At 71.9% G+C, this 17,444-nt stretch carries 18 protein-coding genes and 1 pseudogene; 6 read left to right on the forward strand and 13 right to left on the reverse strand.

The window, feature by feature from the left end:
• Positions 1–128: 128 nt before the first annotated feature.
• The 7 genes from ACZ67M_RS15960 to ACZ67M_RS15990 form a co-directional block, all read right to left on the reverse strand.
• Positions 129–440: a DUF4229 domain-containing protein gene (locus ACZ67M_RS15960; RefSeq protein ID WP_432099523.1), complete on the reverse strand. Its 312-nt coding sequence runs from the start codon at positions 438–440 to the stop codon at positions 129–131.
• A gap of 83 nt (positions 441–523) precedes the next feature.
• Positions 524–1,048, reverse strand: coding sequence for a GNAT family N-acetyltransferase (locus ACZ67M_RS15965; RefSeq protein WP_469851246.1), 525 nt, complete (start codon positions 1,046–1,048; stop codon positions 524–526).
• A gap of 160 nt (positions 1,049–1,208) precedes the next feature.
• Positions 1,209–2,372, reverse strand: a complete 1,164-nt coding sequence (mqnE, locus tag ACZ67M_RS15970; RefSeq protein WP_385794244.1) for an aminofutalosine synthase MqnE — start codon at positions 2,370–2,372, stop codon at positions 1,209–1,211.
• A gap of 60 nt (positions 2,373–2,432) precedes the next feature.
• Positions 2,433–2,888: an Lrp/AsnC family transcriptional regulator gene (locus tag ACZ67M_RS15975; RefSeq protein WP_064729209.1), complete on the reverse strand. Its 456-nt coding sequence runs from the start codon at positions 2,886–2,888 to the stop codon at positions 2,433–2,435.
• Positions 2,889–2,984: 96 nt separating this feature from the next.
• Positions 2,985–3,641: a UbiX family flavin prenyltransferase gene (locus ACZ67M_RS15980; RefSeq protein ID WP_122615614.1), complete on the reverse strand. Its 657-nt coding sequence runs from the start codon at positions 3,639–3,641 to the stop codon at positions 2,985–2,987.
• A 55-nt stretch (positions 3,642–3,696) separates the two neighbouring features.
• Positions 3,697–4,602, reverse strand: a complete 906-nt coding sequence (gene mqnP, locus ACZ67M_RS15985; RefSeq protein ID WP_392009608.1) for a menaquinone biosynthesis prenyltransferase MqnP — start codon at positions 4,600–4,602, stop codon at positions 3,697–3,699.
• On the reverse strand, positions 4,599–6,056 hold the full coding sequence (locus ACZ67M_RS15990) for a menaquinone biosynthesis decarboxylase (RefSeq protein ID WP_469851248.1): 1,458 nt from the start codon (positions 6,054–6,056) through the stop codon (positions 4,599–4,601). The genes mqnP and ACZ67M_RS15990 overlap by 4 nt, the downstream gene beginning before the upstream one ends.
• A gap of 87 nt (positions 6,057–6,143) precedes the next feature.
• On the opposite strand from ACZ67M_RS15990, the gene ACZ67M_RS15995 reads away from it, so the two are divergent.
• Positions 6,144–6,521 carry a PLD nuclease N-terminal domain-containing protein gene (locus ACZ67M_RS15995; RefSeq protein ID WP_385794237.1) on the forward strand — a complete coding sequence of 126 codons (378 nt, stop codon included), beginning with the start codon at positions 6,144–6,146 and terminating at the stop codon, positions 6,519–6,521.
• 57 nt (positions 6,522–6,578) lie between these two features.
• Here the strand turns inward: ACZ67M_RS15995 and ACZ67M_RS16000 are convergent, their stop codons facing one another.
• Positions 6,579–8,327, reverse strand: a complete 1,749-nt coding sequence (locus ACZ67M_RS16000; protein WP_469851250.1) for a protein kinase domain-containing protein — start codon at positions 8,325–8,327, stop codon at positions 6,579–6,581.
• A gap of 57 nt (positions 8,328–8,384) precedes the next feature.
• On the reverse strand, positions 8,385–8,792 hold the full coding sequence (locus ACZ67M_RS16005) for a VOC family protein (RefSeq protein ID WP_385794232.1): 408 nt from the start codon (positions 8,790–8,792) through the stop codon (positions 8,385–8,387).
• 224 nt (positions 8,793–9,016) lie between these two features.
• Between ACZ67M_RS16005 and ACZ67M_RS16010 the strand changes: the two genes are divergently transcribed.
• Entirely contained in the window at positions 9,017–10,054 is a 1,038-nt protein-coding gene (locus tag ACZ67M_RS16010; RefSeq protein WP_469851253.1) for a helix-turn-helix transcriptional regulator, read from the forward strand.
• A 14-nt stretch (positions 10,055–10,068) separates the two neighbouring features.
• Here the strand turns inward: ACZ67M_RS16010 and ACZ67M_RS16015 are convergent, their stop codons facing one another.
• Entirely contained in the window at positions 10,069–10,431 is a 363-nt protein-coding gene (locus tag ACZ67M_RS16015) for a DoxX family protein (RefSeq protein ID WP_469851255.1), read from the reverse strand.
• Positions 10,428–10,664 carry a hypothetical protein gene (locus ACZ67M_RS16020; RefSeq protein ID WP_469851257.1) on the reverse strand — a complete coding sequence of 79 codons (237 nt, stop codon included), beginning with the start codon at positions 10,662–10,664 and terminating at the stop codon, positions 10,428–10,430. Before ACZ67M_RS16020 ends, ACZ67M_RS16015 begins: the two co-directional genes overlap by 4 nt.
• An 80-nt stretch (positions 10,665–10,744) precedes the next feature.
• Here ACZ67M_RS16020 and ACZ67M_RS16025 point away from each other — a divergent pair, with 80 nt between their 5' ends.
• Positions 10,745–11,632 (forward strand): LysR family transcriptional regulator, encoded by an 888-nt coding sequence (locus ACZ67M_RS16025; RefSeq protein ID WP_469851258.1) that lies wholly within the window; start codon positions 10,745–10,747, stop codon positions 11,630–11,632.
• On the opposite strand, the gene ACZ67M_RS16030 is transcribed toward ACZ67M_RS16025, so the two are convergent.
• Positions 11,629–13,497 (reverse strand): serine/threonine-protein kinase, encoded by a 1,869-nt coding sequence (locus ACZ67M_RS16030; protein WP_469851260.1) that lies wholly within the window; start codon positions 13,495–13,497, stop codon positions 11,629–11,631. The two genes, ACZ67M_RS16025 and ACZ67M_RS16030, sit on opposite strands and share 4 nt — an antisense overlap.
• Positions 13,498–13,697: 200 nt before the next feature.
• On the opposite strand from ACZ67M_RS16030, the gene ACZ67M_RS16035 reads away from it, so the two are divergent.
• The 3 genes from ACZ67M_RS16035 (at position 13,698) to ACZ67M_RS16045 (ending at position 16,917) form a co-directional block, all read left to right on the forward strand.
• On the forward strand, positions 13,698–14,300 hold the full coding sequence (locus ACZ67M_RS16035) for a TetR/AcrR family transcriptional regulator (RefSeq protein ID WP_361353324.1): 603 nt from the start codon (positions 13,698–13,700) through the stop codon (positions 14,298–14,300).
• 249 nt (positions 14,301–14,549) lie between these two features.
• The gene (locus ACZ67M_RS16040; RefSeq protein WP_392098938.1) at positions 14,550–15,452 is read left to right on the forward strand and encodes an alpha/beta fold hydrolase; all 903 of its coding nucleotides are present in this window, start codon (positions 14,550–14,552) and stop codon (positions 15,450–15,452) included.
• 193 nt (positions 15,453–15,645) lie between these two features.
• Complete coding sequence (locus ACZ67M_RS16045) at positions 15,646–16,917, forward strand: hypothetical protein (RefSeq protein ID WP_469851262.1); 1,272 nt, start codon at positions 15,646–15,648, stop codon at positions 16,915–16,917.
• A 109-nt stretch (positions 16,918–17,026) separates the two neighbouring features.
• Here the strand turns inward: ACZ67M_RS16045 and ACZ67M_RS16050 are convergent.
• Positions 17,027–17,434: pseudogene (locus ACZ67M_RS16050) on the reverse strand (hypothetical protein); the annotation flags it as partial.
• Positions 17,435–17,444 lie beyond the last annotated feature (10 nt).

Below are 17,444 nucleotides of genomic sequence, written 5' to 3' on the forward strand. Positions count from 1 at the left end.
ACACCCATGCTTTGGGACACTCAAAGCCTATCTTTGAGAGGCTGGAGTCCACTATCGCCCGCAAAACGCAAAGCGCCCCGGTTTCCTGTGAATCAGGAAGCCGGGGCGTGCGCGTGGTGTGACGGACGTTACGAGGCCTGCTCCCGCGTCCGCGCCTGTGCCCGTGCGGAGTCGTCGGCGAGGTCCTCCTGGCCGCGGTTGGCCTCCAGGTTGGCCTTCATGCGGTCCACCCGGCCGACGACCTGTACGGAGGCCCGGTCACGCTCCTTGCGCAGCGCGACGTAGCTGATGGGGGCCGAGATGAGCAGGGCGAGCAGGATGACCCACATGCCGTTGGAGTCGCCGAGGCCGCGCGGGAGCGCGCCGGCGTAGACGAGGCCCCAGACGACCACGAGGCAGGCCACGAAGATCCCGAGCCGCATCAGCGTGTACCGGAGCATCTCAATCCACTCTTCCGTTTCTGGCACAAAGAGGCACTGCCCAGTGAAGCATGCCGGGGTGCGCGTCCCGCAGGGGGGTGGAGTCAGGTCAGTGGCAGGAGGAGGAAGATGTCGTCGCGGTCGTCGCCCGGGGCCACCCGGATCGCGCCGGGCACCCGGCCGACCTCCTTGTATCCGCAGGACTCGTAGAACCGCTCCAGGCCGAGGCCGCCGCGGCAGGTGAGGCGTATCGCCTCGATGCCGTCGACGGTGCGGGCCGCGTCCGCGGCGGCGGTCATCAGGTCGCGGCCGTAGCCCCGGCCCTGGTGGCGCGGGTGGACCATCACCGTGTAGAGCCACAGCCAGTGGCCCATCAGCCGGTGCGTGTTCAGGGCGAGGAACGCGGTGGCGGCCACCTGCCCCTCGGCGTCGTGTCCGACGAGGAGGCGGGTGCGGCCCTCGGCCATGCCGGTCAGGTGTTTGAGCAGTTCGGGACGGATGTCCTCCCGCGTCACCGGCGGCACGAAGCCCACGGAACCGCCGGCGTTGGTGACGTCGGTCCACAGGTCGATTACGCCGTCGCGGAGGTCGGGGGTGACGGGCGGATCGAAGGCGAAGGTAAGGGACACGGCCCCATGGTAACCATTACCTGAAAGTGCGGGCCGTATGTGGCTGGTCGCGCAGTTCCCCGCGCCCCTTCAGGGACGTTCAGCGCACGTCCCTGAAGGGGCGCGGGGAACTGCGCGAGCAACCACCCACTCACCCGGACCCGGGAAACAACCGGAGACGTCACACCCGCATCGGCTGCGGCGACTCCCGGCGTGCCGCGTCGGGCCCGTCGTACTCACGGAGGACTTCGTACCGCGTGTTCCGCTCCACCGGCCGGAACCCCGCGTCGCGGATCAGGTCGAGCAGGTCCTCCCGCGTCAGCTTGTTCGGCGTGCCGAAGTCGTCCGCGTCGTGGGTGATCTTGTACTCGACCACCGAGCCGTCCATGTCGTCCGCGCCGTGCTGGAGGGCCAGCTGGGCGGTCTGGACGCCGTGCATCACCCAGAAGACCTTGACGTGCGGGACGTTGTCGAAGAGGAGCCGCGAGACGGCGAAGGTCTTGAGGGCCTCCGCGCCGGTCGCCATCTGCGTGCGCGCCTGGAGCCGGTTGCGGACCTTGCCGTCCTTCATGTCCACGAAGTCGTGCTGGTAGCGCAGCGGGATGAAGACCTGGAAGCCGCCGGTCTCGTCCTGGAGTTCGCGCAGGCGCAGCACGTGGTCCACGCGGTGACGCGGTTCCTCGATGTGGCCGTAGAGCATGGTGCACGGGGTCTTCAGACCCTTCTCGTGCGCCAGGCGGTGGATGCGGGACCAGTCCTCCCAGTGGGTGCGGTGGTCGACGATGTGCTGCCGCACCTCCCAGTCGAAGATCTCCGCGCCACCGCCGGTCAGCGACTCGAGACCGGCGTCGATCAGCTCGTCGAGGATGTCGGAGGCGGACATCCCGGAGATGGTCTCGAAGTGGTGGATCTCGGTGGCGGTGAACGCCTTGAGCGAGACGTCCGGCAGCGCGGCCTTCAACTCCCGCAGGGAGCGCGGGTAGTAGCGCCACGGCAGGTTCGGGTGCAGGCCGTTGACGATGTGCAGCTCGGTGAGGTTCTCGCCCTCCATCGCCTTGGCGAGCTTCACCGCCTCCTCGATGCGCATCGTGTACGCGTCCTTCTCCCCCGGCTTGCGCTGGAAGGAGCAGTACGCGCAGGAGGCGGTGCACACGTTGGTCATGTTGAGGTGGCGGTTGACGTTGAAGTGGACGACGTCGCCGTTCTTCCGCGTCCGCACCTCGTGCGCGAGGCCGCCGAGCCAGGCGAGATCGTCCGACTCGTACAGCGCGATGCCGTCCTCGCGGGTCAGCCGCTCCCCGGAGCGGACCTTCTGCTCCAGCTCCCGCTTGAGCCCGGCGTCCATGCGATACCTCTTTCTGAGACAGACTCGTAAACCGTACGCCCCCGGTGCCGGGCCCCGGTGTCAGACCTCTTCGGGCAGCTCGCCCACCCGGTTCTCCCACTTGGTGGAGAGCACGATGGTGGTACGGGTGCGGGAGACGCCCTTGGTGCCGGAGAGGCGGCGGATGATGCTCTCCAGGCCGTCCACGTCGGTGGCCCGCACCTTGAGCATGTAGGAGTCGTCGCCGGCGATGAACCAGCAGTCCTCGATCTCGCTCAGGTCCTTCAGCCGCTGCGCGACGTCCTCGTGGTCGGCGGCGTCGGAGAGCGAGATGCCGATCAGGGCGATGACGCCGAGTCCGAGCGAGGCGGAGTCCACGGTCGCCCGGTAGCCGGTGATGACGCCGGCCGCCTCCAGCCGGTTGATGCGGTCGGTGACGCTGGGTCCCGACAGTCCGACGAGGCGCCCCAGCTCGGCGTAGGAGGCCCGGCCGTTCTCCCTCAGGGCCTGGATGAGCTGCCTGTCCACCGCGTCCATGCGATCGAAGCCTTCCACTGAAGAAAACTGAAGAAATCTGCGGGTTCTGAGAGTTCTGCGGATGTGGATTACAAAAGCTGTGGGGGGAGGTCGTGCTCAGGTGGTGGGGCGGGCCCCGCCGAGGTCGCCGCGCCAGCGGCGGTAGAGGTCGTGCGGGACGCCCGCCGCGTCGAGGACGCGTCCGGCGACGAAGTCCACGAGGTCCTGGATGTGCGTCGCCCCGGCGTAGAAGGCGGGGGACGCGGGCACCACGGCCGCTCCGGCGTCGTCCAGGGTCACCAGGTGGCGCAGGGTCCGGCCGTCCAGCGGGGTCTCGCGCACGGCCACGACCAGCTTGCGTCCCTCCTTCAGGGTCACGCTCGCCGACCGCTGGAGCAGGTCCTTCGACAGCCCCAGCGCGACTCCGGCCACGCACGCCGTCGACGCGGGCACGATCAGCATGCCCCGCGTCCGGTACGACCCCGACGACGGCCCGGCCGCGAGGTCGCCGGCGCTCCAGTGCCGCACCCGGTCGTCGCCGAGGTCGACCTCGAAGGTGCCGGGCTTGCCGTCGGCTCCGCGGGCCAGCCATTCGCGCAGGTCGTGCTGCCAGTGGGCGTCGCGGAAGGAGATGCCGGTCTCGTCGAGCAGGGTGAGCCGCGAGGCCCGGCTGACCACCAGGTCGACGCTCTCGCCGGCGGCGAGCAGCGCGCGCAGCACGGCGGCGGCGTAGGGGGTACCGGATGCTCCGGAGACCCCCACGATCCAAGGCACGCGCTGCGTCTGTCCTGGGTTCATGATGTCGAGCCTAGTCGCAGGCTCAGGGTTTTCAGACCGTGAGGCCCCGCACCAGCAGATCAAGCAGCGCGCACACGAACAGGGCGATGCCGATGAACCCGTTGACGCTGAAGAACGCCCTGTTGAGGCGGGTCAGGTCGGTGGGCCGGACGATGGTGTGCTCGTAGACGAAGGCGCCCGCGACGATCAGGAGGCCGAGCCAGAAGAGGAGACCGGCGTCGGTGGCGAGGGCGTACCAGACGAAGAGGGCGGTGGTCACGGTGTGGCAGGCGCGGGCGCCCCAGATGGCCGCCGGGACGCCGAAGCGGGCCGGGACCGACTTCACGCCGACCTCGCGGTCCGTCTCGACGTCCTGGCAGGCGTAGATCAGGTCGAAGCCGCCGATCCAGATGCCGACCGCGAGGCCGAGGATCACCGCGTCCCAGGACCAGCTGCCGGTGACCGCGAGCCAGCCGCCGATCGGGCCCATGGCCTGGGCGAGGCCGAGGATGGCCTGCGGGAAGTTCGTGAACCGCTTGCCGTACGGGTAGACCACCATCGGGATCACGGCGATGGGGGCGAGCGCGAGGCAGAGCGGGTTGAGCAGGGCCGCCGCGCCCAGGAAGACGGCCAGGGCGATGAGCGCGCCGGTCCAGGCGTGCCGGACCGACATCGCGCCGGTGACCAGTTCGCGGTGGGCGGTGCGCGGGTTGCGGGCGTCGATCTCGCGGTCGATGATCCGGTTGACCGCCATCGCGAAGGTGCGCAGGCCGACCATGGCGACGGTGACCAGGAGCAGCCGGCCCCAGTGGATGTTCTCGTCCCACTCGTACATCGCGGTCAGGGCGGCGATGTAGGCGAAGGGCAGCGCGAAGACCGAGTGCTCGATCATCACCAGGCGCAGGAACGCCTTGGTGCGCCCCGGCTGATGGGGCAGCGCGGCGGATGCCGACGTCACAGTCCGTACTCCTTCCAGCGGCGGTCGACCTTCGCCGCCGTCTCCGGGTCGGACAGCACCATGTCCGGCCAGCCCCCGTCGCGGGTGTAGCCCTCCTCGGGCAGCTTCCGCGTCGCGTCGATGCCCGCCTTGCCGCCCCAGAACTGCTGGTAGGAGGCGTGGTCGAGGTGGTCGACCGGGCCCTCCACGACGGTCAGGTCGCGCCCGTAGTCGGTGTTGCCGAGCGCGCGCCAGGCGACCTCGTGCAGGTCGTGGACGTCGCAGTCGGAGTCCACGACCACGATCAGCTTGGTCAGGGACATCATGTGGGCGCCCCAGATGGCGTGCATGACCTTCTGGGCGTGCTTGGGGTACTTCTTGTCGATCGAGACGATCGCGCAGTTGTGGAAGCCGCCGGCCTCGGGGAGGTGGTAGTCCACGATGTCCGGGACGATGATCTTGAGGAGCGGGAGGAAGAAGCGTTCCGTCGCCCGTCCCAGCGGGCCGTCCTCCGTCGGCGGGCGGCCGACCACGATCGACTGGAGGAGCGGGCGCTTCCGCATCGTCACGCAGTCGATCTTCAGGGCGGGGAAGGGCTCCTGCGGGGTGTAGAAGCCGGTGTGGTCGCCGAAGGGGCCCTCGGGGAGCATCTCGCCGGGCTTCAGCCAGCCCTCGATGACGACCTCGGCCTGCGCGGGGACCTGGAGCGGGACCGTCTTGCAGTCGACCATCTCGACCCGCTTGCCCTGGAGGAACCCGGCGAACAGGTACTCGTCGATGTCGCCGGGGAGCGGGGCGGTGGAGGCGTAGGTCACGGCGGGCGGGCAGCCGAAGGCGATGGCGACCGGCAGGCGCTCGCCGCGCCGGGCGGCCACCTGGTAGTGGTTCCGGCTGTCCTTGTGGATCTGCCAGTGCATGCCGATAGTGCGCTTGTCGTGGCGCTGGAGCCGGTACAGGCCCAGGTTCCGGACGCCGGTCTCCGGGTCCTTGGTGTGGGTGAGGCCCAGGTTGAAGAAGGAGCCGCCGTCGTCCGGCCAGGTGAAGAGGGCGGGGAGCCGGTCGAGGTCGACGTCGTCGCCGGTGAGGACGGTCTCCTGGACGGGCGCGCTGCCCTGCTTCACCTTCTTCGGCGGCACGTGCGTCATCGTGCCGAGCTTGCCGAACGCCTCGCGCATCCCGACGAAGCCCTGCGGCAGCTCGGGACGGAGCAGGCCGCCGATCTTGTCGGAGATGTCGGAGTACGACTTGAGCCCGAGGGCCTTGAGCAGACGGCGGTCGGTCCCGAAGACGTTCATCGCGAGGGGCATGTCGGAGCCCTTCACGTTCTCGAAGAGGAGGGCGGGGCCGCCGGCCTTGTTCACCCGGTCGACGATCTCCCCGACTTCCAGGTACGGGTCCACCTCGGCCTTGATGCGCTTGAGGTCGCCCTCGCGCTCCAGCGCCCTGAGCAGGGAGCGAAGATCGTCGTAAGCCATGCCGTCCAGTATCCCCGAGCCGCTACCCTGGCCCTGTACCTGGGGTCGTGACGCGTCCCCACCCCCCCGCTTCCGCTGGAGACGCCCATGCTCCGGGTGCTGATGTTCCTCGTGCCACTGGCCCTGAGCGTCTACGCGTTCATCGACTGCATCAGCACGAAGGACGAGGACGTGCGGTACATCCCCAAGCCCTTCTGGGCCATCCTCGTGCTGCTGTTCCCACTGGTCGGGTCGGTCTCGTGGATCATCGCCGGCAAGAAGCGGCACCCGGCGGGAGCGTCGCCCTGGGCGGGCGGCGGCCGGCGGCAGTGGGTCGCGCCGGACGACAACCCGGACTTCCTGAAGTCCCTGGGCAAGGACGACCCGAAGAATCCGGACCCGGACGGGGACCGGGACACAGACGGCGGCAAGGACCGGGACGCCGACAAGGACGACCGCCCGGACGGGGGTCGCGGCGGGGCGTGATCCCCGTCCCGCCCGACCGGCGCCTCGCGGCGTGCCGGTGAGGGAGCGTCAGTCCCGTCACACGAGCTTCCCGACCTCGGCCGGGGGCAGCGCACGGTCGAAGGCGCGTACGTCCCGGACGGTGCCGGGGAAGAAGTCGGCGGGTGTTCCGTCGTAGGAGGCCCGGCCGATCATGAAGGCGCCGGTGGCGGGGGCGGCGCCGGTGTCGTCGGTCTCCGCCTCCTGGACGCCGTTGACGTAGAGGCGGAGCTTGCGGGTCCGGCCGTCGCAGACTCCGGTCAGGTGGGTCCAGACGCCGGCGGCCGGTGCGGTGCGGCCGACGGCGCGCAGGCCGGGACGGGAGAAGGCCCAGCCGCCGTCCTCGTGGGCGTACTGGAGGTAGAAGCCACTGGCGGTGTCGCTGTCCTGGCTGACGGCGGTGGCGAAGGTGCCTGGTACGGCGGTCAGGCGGACCCAGGCCGCGACGGTGAAGCTGCGGCCCTCGCCGGTCTCCAGGACCGGCCCGTCGGTGACGATCTGGCCGCCGGTCCCGTCGAAGGCGGCTCCGCCCTCGCCGGCCTGCCACGTGACGCCGGTCGCGGTGCCGTCGTGTCCGCCCGCCGTGTCCCGCGCGATCCCGCCGTCGGCCTCGTCGAGGGGCCAGAGCCCGACCGGGCCCGGGGGCTGCGGGGCGGCGGTGGAGGGCGAGGGGGCCGGCGCGGAGTCGTCCGACGCGGCGGGGCGGTTGAGCCAGAACCCGGTGCCCACGCCGAGCGCGGCGACCGCGCCCGCGCCGGAGAGCAGGAAGGCCCGTCTGCTGCGGCGGCCACCGCCATCGGCCGCCGTGCGGCGCGCGCCCGCCGGTGCGGGCGGTGGCGGGGGCGTGGTGTCGACGCGGGTGTGCGGGTGGGCCGCCGGCATCCCGGGAGGCGGCACGACCATGGTGGGTACCGCGTCCGCGCGGGTCGGACGGGCAGCCGGCGTCCACTGGTGGGCGTACGGCAGGGCCGTCGCGCTCTCGCCGCCCAGCGGGCCGATCCGGGCGAGGATCTCGCGCGGGGTGGGACGGCGGGCCGGTTCCTTGGCGAGGCAGTCGGCGATCAGGGCGCGCAGGGCCGGGTCGGTCACCGCGTCCACGTCGGGGGCGTTGTGCACCACGCGGTAGAGCAGCGCGGGGGTGGGACCACCGCCGAAGGGGTTGGCGCCGGTCGCCGCGAAGGCCAGCACCGCGCCCAGGCAGAACACGTCGCTGGCCCAGGTGACCTCGTCGCCGTTGACCTGCTCGGGGGACATGAACCCCGGGGAGCCCGCCATGTGCCCGGTGCCGGTGATGGAGTCGGCGTCGACGCTGCGGACGATGCCGAAGTCGATGACGCGCGGCCCGTCCTCGGCGAGGAGGACGTTGGAGGGCTTGAGGTCGCGGTGGACGAGGTGCGCCGCGTGGATCGACACCAGCGCCTCGGCCAGCCCGGCCGCCAGCGCGAGCACCGCCCGCGGGTCGAAGGGCCCCTGCTCGGCGACCGCGCGCTCCAGCGACGGCCCGGCGATGTAGCTGGTGACCAGCCAGGGCAGGGGCGCGTCGGGGTCGGCGTCGACGACCGGCGCGGTGAAGGCGCCGCTGACCATCCGCGCGGCCTGCACCTCACGGCGGAAGCGGTCGCGGAACTCGGGCCTGCGCAGCAGCTCGGCGTGGACCACCTTGACCGCGACCAGCCGTCCGCCCGGTGAACGCCCGAGGAAGACCCGGCCCATGCCGCCCACACCCAGCCGGCCCAGCAACCGGTACTCCCCCACGGAGCGCGGGTCGTCCGGCTCCAGCGCTGACACAGATGCCTCCCGGCGTGCGATCTTGACCCCCGTCGCCGGTCCAGCATAGGGGGGCCGTCAGCGGGCGGAGCCGGCGAACTTCTCGATGGCTGCCGGGGTCACCGGGGTGAAGAGATTGACCAGATTGCCGTCCGGGTCGCGGAAGAGGAGCGCGCGGTTGCCCCAGGGCATCGTCGTGGGTTCCTTGACGAACTCCGTGACGAAGCCGGTCAGATTCCGGTGCACGGAGTCCACGTCGTCGACGAGGAACTCGATGATGACGCTCCGGTTGTCCGCCGGGCGGGCGGAGCCGGGGGCGAAGAGCGGGACGGTACGGGTGCTGCCGATCGCGAGGGTGCCGGAGGCGGTGCGCAGTTCGGCGAAGTCCTCGGTGGACCAGTCCGCGCGGACGCCGGTGACGCGCTCGTAGAAGCCGACGAGGCGGGCGACGTCGTGCGTGATGACGCGGAGAGAGACGAGATTCATGGGGGCCTCCTGGGCGATCGGTGCTTGCGGCCGGCTGCGTGCGGCCGGCTGCGTGCGGCCGGCCGCTCGCGGCTCGGTGCTCGCGGCTCGGTGCTCGCGGCTCACTGCTTGCTGCTTGCTGCTTGCTGCTTGCTGCTTGCTGCTTGCGAACTCCTTGCTCGCGTGCTCACGCTAGGAGCGATACCGGTCATAATCCGGCCGGTATCGGCGGCAGACTTGCGGGCATGTCCCGTCCCGTGTCGCGCGTCCTCACCCTGCTCGAACTCCTCCAGGCCGGAGGCGTCCGGACCGTCGCCGACCTCGCCGCCCGGCTGGGCGTCGCCGAGCGCACGGTGCGCCGGTACGTCGACCACCTGATCGACCTCGACGTCCCCGTGGAGTCGGTACGCGGTCGCTACGGCGGCTACCGCCTCGCCCCCGGCCACCGCATGCCGCCGCTCATGCTGACCGACGACGAGGCACTGGCCGTACTGCTGGGCCTGGTCTCCGGGCGGCGGACCGGGCTCACCTCGGCGGCGGGCACGGCGGACGAGACGGCGTCGGCGAAGATCCGCCGGGTGCTCCCGGAGCGCCTGCGCCGCCGCCTGGACGCCGTACTGGACACCGTCGCCTTCACGGCCCCGCCGGCCGAGTCGGCCGTCCCGGAGACCGCTGTCCTGCTCCCGGTCGCCGACGCGGTACGCCATCACCGGCCGGTGGCGATCCGGTACAGCGGCGGCCGGGGCGGGGACGGCGAACGCACGCTGTACCCGTACGGGCTCGTCGCGCACGCCGGCCGGTGGTACGTGACCGGACGGGACCTCTCGGTCGGTGCCGACCGGACCTTCCGGCTGGACCGCGTCGCCGGGGTGCGGACCCTGCCCGGCACCTTCGAGCCGCCGACCGGTCCCGACCCGGCGGAGCGGGTCCTGACGGCACTGGCCACCGCCCCCTACCGGCACGCGGTGACGGTGTGGGTCCAGGGGACGGCCGAGGAGCTACGCACCCGGTTGCCGGGCAGCGTGGCGATCGTGGGGGCGCAGGCGCCGGGGCCCGGCGGGGTGAGCGACGGGGCCGGTGCCGGGGCGGCCCGTGCGGAGGCGGAGCCGGAGACCTGGTCACGGGTCGAGATGCGGGCCGAGCGGCTCGACTGGCTGCCCGGTGTGCTCGCCTCGCTGGACCGCCCGTTCGCCGTCGAGCGGCCGGACGAACTGCGGGACCTCGTCGCGGACTTCGCCGGCCGGCTCATGGACTCGGCCCGGCGCACACCACCCCAGGGCTGAGGCGCCCCGCCCCGTCACAGCCAGGTCGTGGCGAGCCAGACGGTGACGGCCGCGGTGGCGAGCAGCGTGAGGTTGAGGGCGACCTCGCGGTCCCCGAGACGCAGGTGCACCCCGGTCGCGCCGATCTGGAGGACCACGAAGCCGACCGCCGCGGCCGGGGCGAGCCAGGGCGCGACGCCGGTCAGCGGAGGGAGCAGCAGCCCGGCCGCGCCGAGCAGTTCGACGACTCCGACGGCCCGGACGACCGGCATCGGCACACGGTCGACCCAGGCCATCATCGGCCGGAGACCGTCCTGGTCGCGGATGACCTTCAGCGCGCCCCCGTAGAGGTAGAAGGCGGCGAGCAGACCGGCGGCGATCCAGTACGCGACGTTCACGACCCGGTCCCCCGGGAGGAGTCGGCGAAATCGTAGAAGCCCTCGTCGTGCCGGGCGTGACGGTGCTGGCGCGGTCCGGGGGTGTGCGGGACGAGGGTTTCCCCGTCGTCGGGGCCGACCACCGACACGGCGGGGTCCCGGGCCGGCTCGGCGTCCAATTCCGTGCCCGGCTCGGTGTCCGGCTCGGCGTCCGGTTCGCTGCCGGGCTCTCTGGTCTGCGGTTCTTCGGTCATGCCCCGATTCCACCGCCGGGTGACGTGGAGCGTCCAAGACCTGTTCCGCGCCCTCGATACCGTACGGGTATCGTCGCTGGATGGAGCTACGTACGCTGCGCTACTTCGTGGCGGTCGCCGAGGAACTCCACTTCGGCCGGGCGGCGGTACGGCTGCACATGAGCCAGCCGCCGCTGAGCCGGGCGGTCAAGGGCCTGGAGACGGAGCTGGGCGCCACGCTCTTCCACCGGAACTCCGCCGGCGTCACGCTCACCGACGCGGGGGCGGTACTGCTCGACGAGGCGCGCGCGCTGCTCGACCGGGCCGACCGGGTCCGCACACGCGTGGCCGCCGCGGCCGGCGACGCCACCCTCACCGTCGGCATCCTCGGGGACAGCACCGACCCGGACGTGGTCCGGCTGGCCGACGCCTACCGCCGCCGCCATCCCCACGTCGAGGTCACCGTCCGGGAGACCGACCTGACCGACCCCACCTGCGGGCTGCACGCGGGCCTGGTCGACGTGGCGCTGACCCGCGGCCCCTTCGACCGGACCGGCCTGACCACGTACGAGCTGCGCGCCGACCCGGTGGGGGCGCTGCTGCGCGCCGACGACCCACTCGCCCACCGCGCCGCCCTGGCACCGGGCGACTTGGCCGACCGCCGCTGGTTCCGCTTCCCGGAGGGCACCGACCCCGAGTGGCAGACGTACTGGAACGGCGGGGAGGTTCGGCCCGGTCCCGTGGTGCGCACCGTGCGGGAGTGCCGGCAGGCCGTGCTCTGGAACGGCACGGTCGGGATGACCCTCGTCGGCCACGAGCCCGGTGAGGGACTCACCGTGGTGCCGCTGACCGGGCTGCCGCCGAGCCGCGTCCTGGTGGCCTGGCGGGAGGCCGACCACCAGAGCCCGCTGATCCGCTCGTTCGTCCGGACGACGGTCGCCGCGTACGACGTCCGGCGCGGACCGTCGGACGGCTCCTGGTTCCGCTAGTTCCGTGTCCATTTCTGGGACGCCGCGCCGGACCCGCAGGTCTGGGTGTCGACGCCCGGGCCGAAGGCCAGGTCGAGGCAGCCTCCGCTGAAGACGCTCCGGAGCGTGGAGCCCGACCCGGTCCGCCACAGGAGCGCGGTGCTGTTGGTGGCGCAGTCACCGGTGAAGACGGCCTGGTCCTTCATGTTGGCGCTCAGGCAGGAGCCCGACTTGTTGACCACCTTGACCGTGCCGTTCCCGGCGCCGCGGAAGGTCCAGTGGGCGGCCATGTCCGTGCAGAACCCGGTGTCGGCCCTGTTGAGGACCTGGGTGAGGCACTTGCCCTCCTCGCCGTTCTTGAGGCCGAAGTATCCGGAGGCGGGCGGGTCCTGGTCCGTGTCACCGGACCCGGATCCTGACCCGGATCCGGCCGACCCGTCCGAGCCCGCCGAACCATCGGAATCGCCCGAGCCGCCCGACCCGCCGGAGTCACCCGCGCTGCCGGAGCCGCCCGAGCCGCTTGAACCGCCCGAGCCGCCCGAGCCGTCGGCGCCCTCCGCACCGCCGCCGCTGCCGGTACCGGCGGGCGCGCCGGAACGGCCCTCTCCCTCCCCCGCTCCCCCTCCGTCGCGTCCTTCTCCCCCGGACGAGGCGGACGCCGACGGCGACGCCGAGGTGCTGGGCGTCGGGCTCTCCTTCTCCGGCTTCGAAGTCGCGGGATCGGCCGGCGACGAGGCGGAGGCCGGGACGGAGGAGGCCGGACCGGCGCCCGCCTCCGCGCCCGAGTCGGTGGCATGAGGCAGGAGTTGGACGGCGATGGTGCTCGCGGCGCCGACCACGACCGGGATCACGGCGAACAGGACGCGCGTACGGCGTCGGCGCTCACGCCGCTCCGGTTCGGCGGCGGCATCGGCGGGCGGCACGACGGACGCCTCGGCGGGCACCTCCGCGGGCAGGTCCGCCGCGTCCGGGACCGTCTCGGCGAAGGCGGCGCGCCCGGTCAGGCGCCCGGTGACGGGCTCCGGCCACAGCGGCGGCGTGAACGGGCCGTGCCGGTCGGCGATCCCGACCAGTTCGGCGGCGGTCGGCCGCCCTTCGTGGTCCTTGTCCAGGCAGGCGGCGACCACGTCGGCGAGGTCCGCGTCCAGCTCGCGTACGGCGCCGAGATCGGGTTCCTCGTGCACGATCCGGTACAGCACGGCGTGCCCGGACTCCTCGCCGAAGGGCGGCCGGCCGGTCGCCGCGTAGGCGAGGACGGAGCCGAGCGCGAACACGTCGACGGCACCGGACGAACTCGCTGCCCCCGACGCCTGTTCGGGCGACATGTAGGCGGGCGTGCCGACCACCATGCCGGTGCGGGTGAGCCGGCTCTGCTCGGCGGCGCGGGCCACCCCGAAGTCGATGAGGGTGAGGCCGTCCAGGGTGAGCATCACGTTGGACGGCTTGAGGTCCCGGTGCACCATGTCCATCGCGTGCACCGCCGCCAGCCCCGAGGCGGCCTCGCGGAGCAGCAGCCACAGCGCGTCCGCGGGCAGCGGGCCCCCGTGGACGTCGACCGCCTCGTTCAGGGTGAGCCCCGGGACGTAGGCGGTGGCGAACCACGGCGGACTGGCGGTGCGGTCGCCCGCGAGGAGCGGCGCGGTCGCCCGTGCGGGTAAGCGCGCGAGGTTGTCCAGCTCGTGTCCGAAGCGGCGCAGGAAGTCCTTGTCCTCGGCGACGATCGAGGGCAGCAGCTGCTTGACGGCGGCGTACCGCCCCTCGTGGACGCCGAGGTAGACGCGGCCCATGCCGCCCGCGCCGAGGCGTCCGATCAGCGGGATCGGCCCGATCCGCCGCGGGTCCTCGTCCTCCAGTGGCTCGGCACCGCTGCCGTCCAGCTCCAACACGCCTGCCCCGTCTCCCCGTTGCCCTGCCTACCGCGGACCCGCGGCCCGCCCGCTCCCCTCCTGGATCCGGGCGGACGCGCGCGTCCGACGTGGGACAGTCTGAGCCAGGAGGACGTAGAATTGGAAGTGCTTTCTAGAAAATGATTCTAGAACGGCGTCGAGAACCAGCCCCAGCACGGACGAACGAGAACGGCCTGTCCATGAGCCCCAAGCAGCACCGCGGTGAGGTCACCTCCGACCGGCTCCTGGAAGCCGCGCTGCGCCTCTACACGGAGTCGGGCGAACAGGGTGTCACCGTCACCGCCGTCACCCGGACCAGCGGCGTCAGCCTCGGCAGCCTGTACCACCACTTCGGCAGCCTGGACGGCCTGCTCACGGCCCTCACGGAACGCTGGACGGGCAGGCTGATGGGGCAGTTGGTCACCGCGCTGATCGCCACGGAGGACGCACGGGCCGGGATCCGGGCGGTGGTGGAGGCGTACCTCGCCTTCGTCCGCGACCACCCCGGCGCGGCCCTGCTCCTCCACTCCCCGTACGCCGACGAGCGCATGATGCCGAAGGCCCGGGAGACGATGGAGGCCCAGGCGCCGGCCGTGTCGGCGTTCGCCGCGTGGGCCCAGCCGCACATCGCCTCCGGTGAACTGGCCCCGCTGCCGCAGCCCGTGCTGGAGTCCCTCGTCCTGGGCCCGGTCGTGGCCGTCGCCCGCCGCCACGTCGCCGGCATCCGGGACCTGGACCTGGAGGAGGCGGCGCGGGTGCTGCCGGACCGGATCTGGCGCTCGATCAGCGCGGGCGGGGAGTAGAGCGGGCGGGAAGCAGGCGGGGCGGCTTGTCCCCCGGGGGAGCTACACGCAGGTGTCCACCGCGGGGTGACGATCGCGGACGGCCCCGTCCATAGAGTCTTCACCAGTCGCCGAGCACGACAGGCCGAACCGGGGCCGTCCCAGGCCGACGGAAGTCGCCGGAGACCGACGGAAATCGCCGGAAGCCGACGGAGAAGCCCCCCCCCACCCACCGCTGTCCCACCCCCACCATGCCTGCTGGAGGCCCCCATGTTCCGCACCCTCGCCAAGGCCACCGCCGCCATCGCCGTGGTCTGCACCGTCGCCGGTGCGGGACTCGTCCTCGACGAGGAGTACGCCAAGGCCACCACCGACACCGGTACGTCCTCGACGGGTGCCGCCTTCACCGGCACGAAGAAGCTCCGCGTCGACGGCCACACGGTCAACGTCTCCTGCTCCGGCGACGCCGACGGCGCGGACCAGCCCTTGGTGATGCTGATGGCCGGCGGCGGCGAGGGCCTGGACAACATGGCCCCCCTCCAGAAGGCGGTGAGCAGGACGAACCGCGTCTGCTCCTACGACCGCCTCGGCGAGGGCGCCAGCGACAAGCCCGCCCCGGGCACCCCGCAGACCATGGACGACACCGGCAGGCTCCTCACCAAGGTCCTCGACCGCCTCGCCGGCGACCGCCCCGTCGTCCTGGCCGGCCACTCCCTCGGCGGCTACATCGCCGCCCGCTACACCCCGCACCACACCGACCGCGTCAAGGGCCTGGTCCTCCTCGACGCCACCATCCCCCACCTCACCCGCGACATGAACCGCACGATCCCCGCCGACGCCACCGGCATCCCCGCCCAGGTCCGCGCCGGCGCCCTCGCCGTCAACGAGGGCCAGAACCCGGAGCAGTTCGTCATCGCCGACGGCAGGGTCCGCTCCGCGGGCCGCATCCCCGTCGAGATCCTCAAGCACGAGTCCCAGTACGCCGAGGTCCCCCAGTACGGCCCCGCCCTGGAGCGCATGTGGGCCAAGGGCCAGCACGAATGGCGCGCCCTCTCCACCCGCAGCCGGCTCACCACCGCCAAGGGCACCGGCCACTACATCCACACCGACCGCCCCGACCTCGCCCTCAAGGCCATCAAGAAGGTCACCCACCGGGCAGCACATCAGCGCTGACCCTCGTACCGGCCCCGGGCCGTGGCCTCCCCTGCCACGGACCGGGGCCTTCTTCGTGTCGTGGTTCTGGCAGCCGAAGGGGCCCTCCGTTGCCTGCATACGTCCTTGGCGTCGTGTCCGGATCCCGACAAGCTGTCCGCGAGAACCGCCGAGGCGGGGCTCGGATGGATCAGGGGGATCAGGGGGGATCGAAATGAAGCACGTGCCCTTCTTCCGGTGGGTGGTCACACTGGGACTGGTGCTGATCGGCTGCTCGGTGGGCGTACATCTGACGACACCGGACTACCCCGAACGAGAACAGGTCGACCTGACCGTCCTGAGCGAGGCTCCCGACGGGTCGTGCACGGTCCGGTGGACGGATCCGTTCGAACTCGTCGAGCACACGGGGCCGTACCAGTGCGACCCTTACCGGCCCGCCACGTTCAAGGCTCCGAACTACGAACCGGGCACCGATCTGGGCTGGGACGTCGGTTACGTCTTTGCCGAGGACGCGCAGAAGGGCGAGCTCTACTCACTCGACGAGGATGAGGACATCGAGGCGTCCATCGCATTGTCCGACCAGCTGCTGGGGATCGGTCTGCTTCCGACGATCATCGGTCTCATCGGCGGCAACATCCGCTCGCTGGCTCGTCTGATCGGCGTGCGCCCGGCCGTGGTCCGCAGGGGGGAACGGTTGCGTGAGAGGGCCGTTCAGGTCGCGCAGGACCACGCGCGGGCCGAGGAGGCGGTACGCACCGCGTGGGCGCCACTGCACGAGGAACTGGTGGAGAAGCGCCTGGACAGAATCCCGGTCGCCGGGCTCCGAGGAGCGACGAAGACGCGTCTGCCCGTCAGGCTCCTGGAGCGGAACGGCATTCACAGCGTTCGGGACGTGCTCGATGCGGGAGCCTGGGAGTTGGCGCACGTCGGCGGACTGGGCCGGCAAGAGGCGGAGAAGGTGTGGGCAGCCGCCCGGCTGCTGTCCGAGCGGGTGAGCCGGGACACGACGGTACGCCTCGACGCAGACCGGCCCGACGCCCGAACCGTGGCCCTGCTCAACGCTCTTCAAGTACTGGTGGCGGCGGGACCGCAGGCTCGGAACGCAGCGGAAACCGCCGACCTTCTGGAGCACGAGCTGCACGAGGCACTGGCCGGGGCGGCACCCGCTGCCGGATGGCGGAAGATGCTCGGCGCGGGACGTGCGGAACGCCGGTACGTCCCGATGGCCGTGGCCGAACTGCGCAGACTGCTGGCCGAGGCGGAGCGGGACGGAGTGGCCGAGCGGTTCGCGCAGGCGTCGGTCGACCTCTTGAGAGGCGCGGACGGCGACCCGGCAGGCCTCTCCGCCCGGGTCGACTTCGACACCCGGCCCGCGGACTACTACGAGGCCCTGGCGCAGGTGGTGGACACGACGGAGGGGACGGCACCCATCCCGCCCGACCCCCAGCGCCGGCTCAAGTACGTACTGCCCTCGTCACGTCGCTGAGGACGTCACTCAATTCCCGCAGCGCCTTGTGCGCCGCGTGGCGTTCGGCCCTCAGACCGACTCCGGGCCGTGGCCTCCCCTGCCGCGGCCCGGGGCCTTCGACGTCGGGTCATTCGGCCTCGAAGACCGCCTCGGCGCTGGGTGCGGTGACGGCGCGGGCGAGCCAGTGGCGGAGGATGTCGGGATCAGCGCACTCGGTGATGCGGAGGCGCACGTGGTCGGGGACGTCGAGGCCACGCTGTTCGAGGACCAGCAGGACGTCCTCGGCACCACGCTGCGCCCGGCCCTGTTCAAGGCCCAGTTCACGGCCCTGTGCACGACCTTCGTCGCGGAGTTCCTCGGAGATGTAGGACTTGTAGAAGGAGAGGTCCGCGGCCACCAGGTTCCTCCAGAGGTGCTTGGCCGGGCGGTTGCCCAGTCCATGGGCGGTGAATTCGACGATGGGGTCCGCGACGTCTTGGGGCGCGTCCCGCAATGCGGTGGACAGGGCCTTCGGTATCGCATTGACGACCGGTTGGTCCCGAAGA

The sequence above is a fragment of the Streptomyces sp. NPDC107500 genome, from assembly GCF_055582785.1.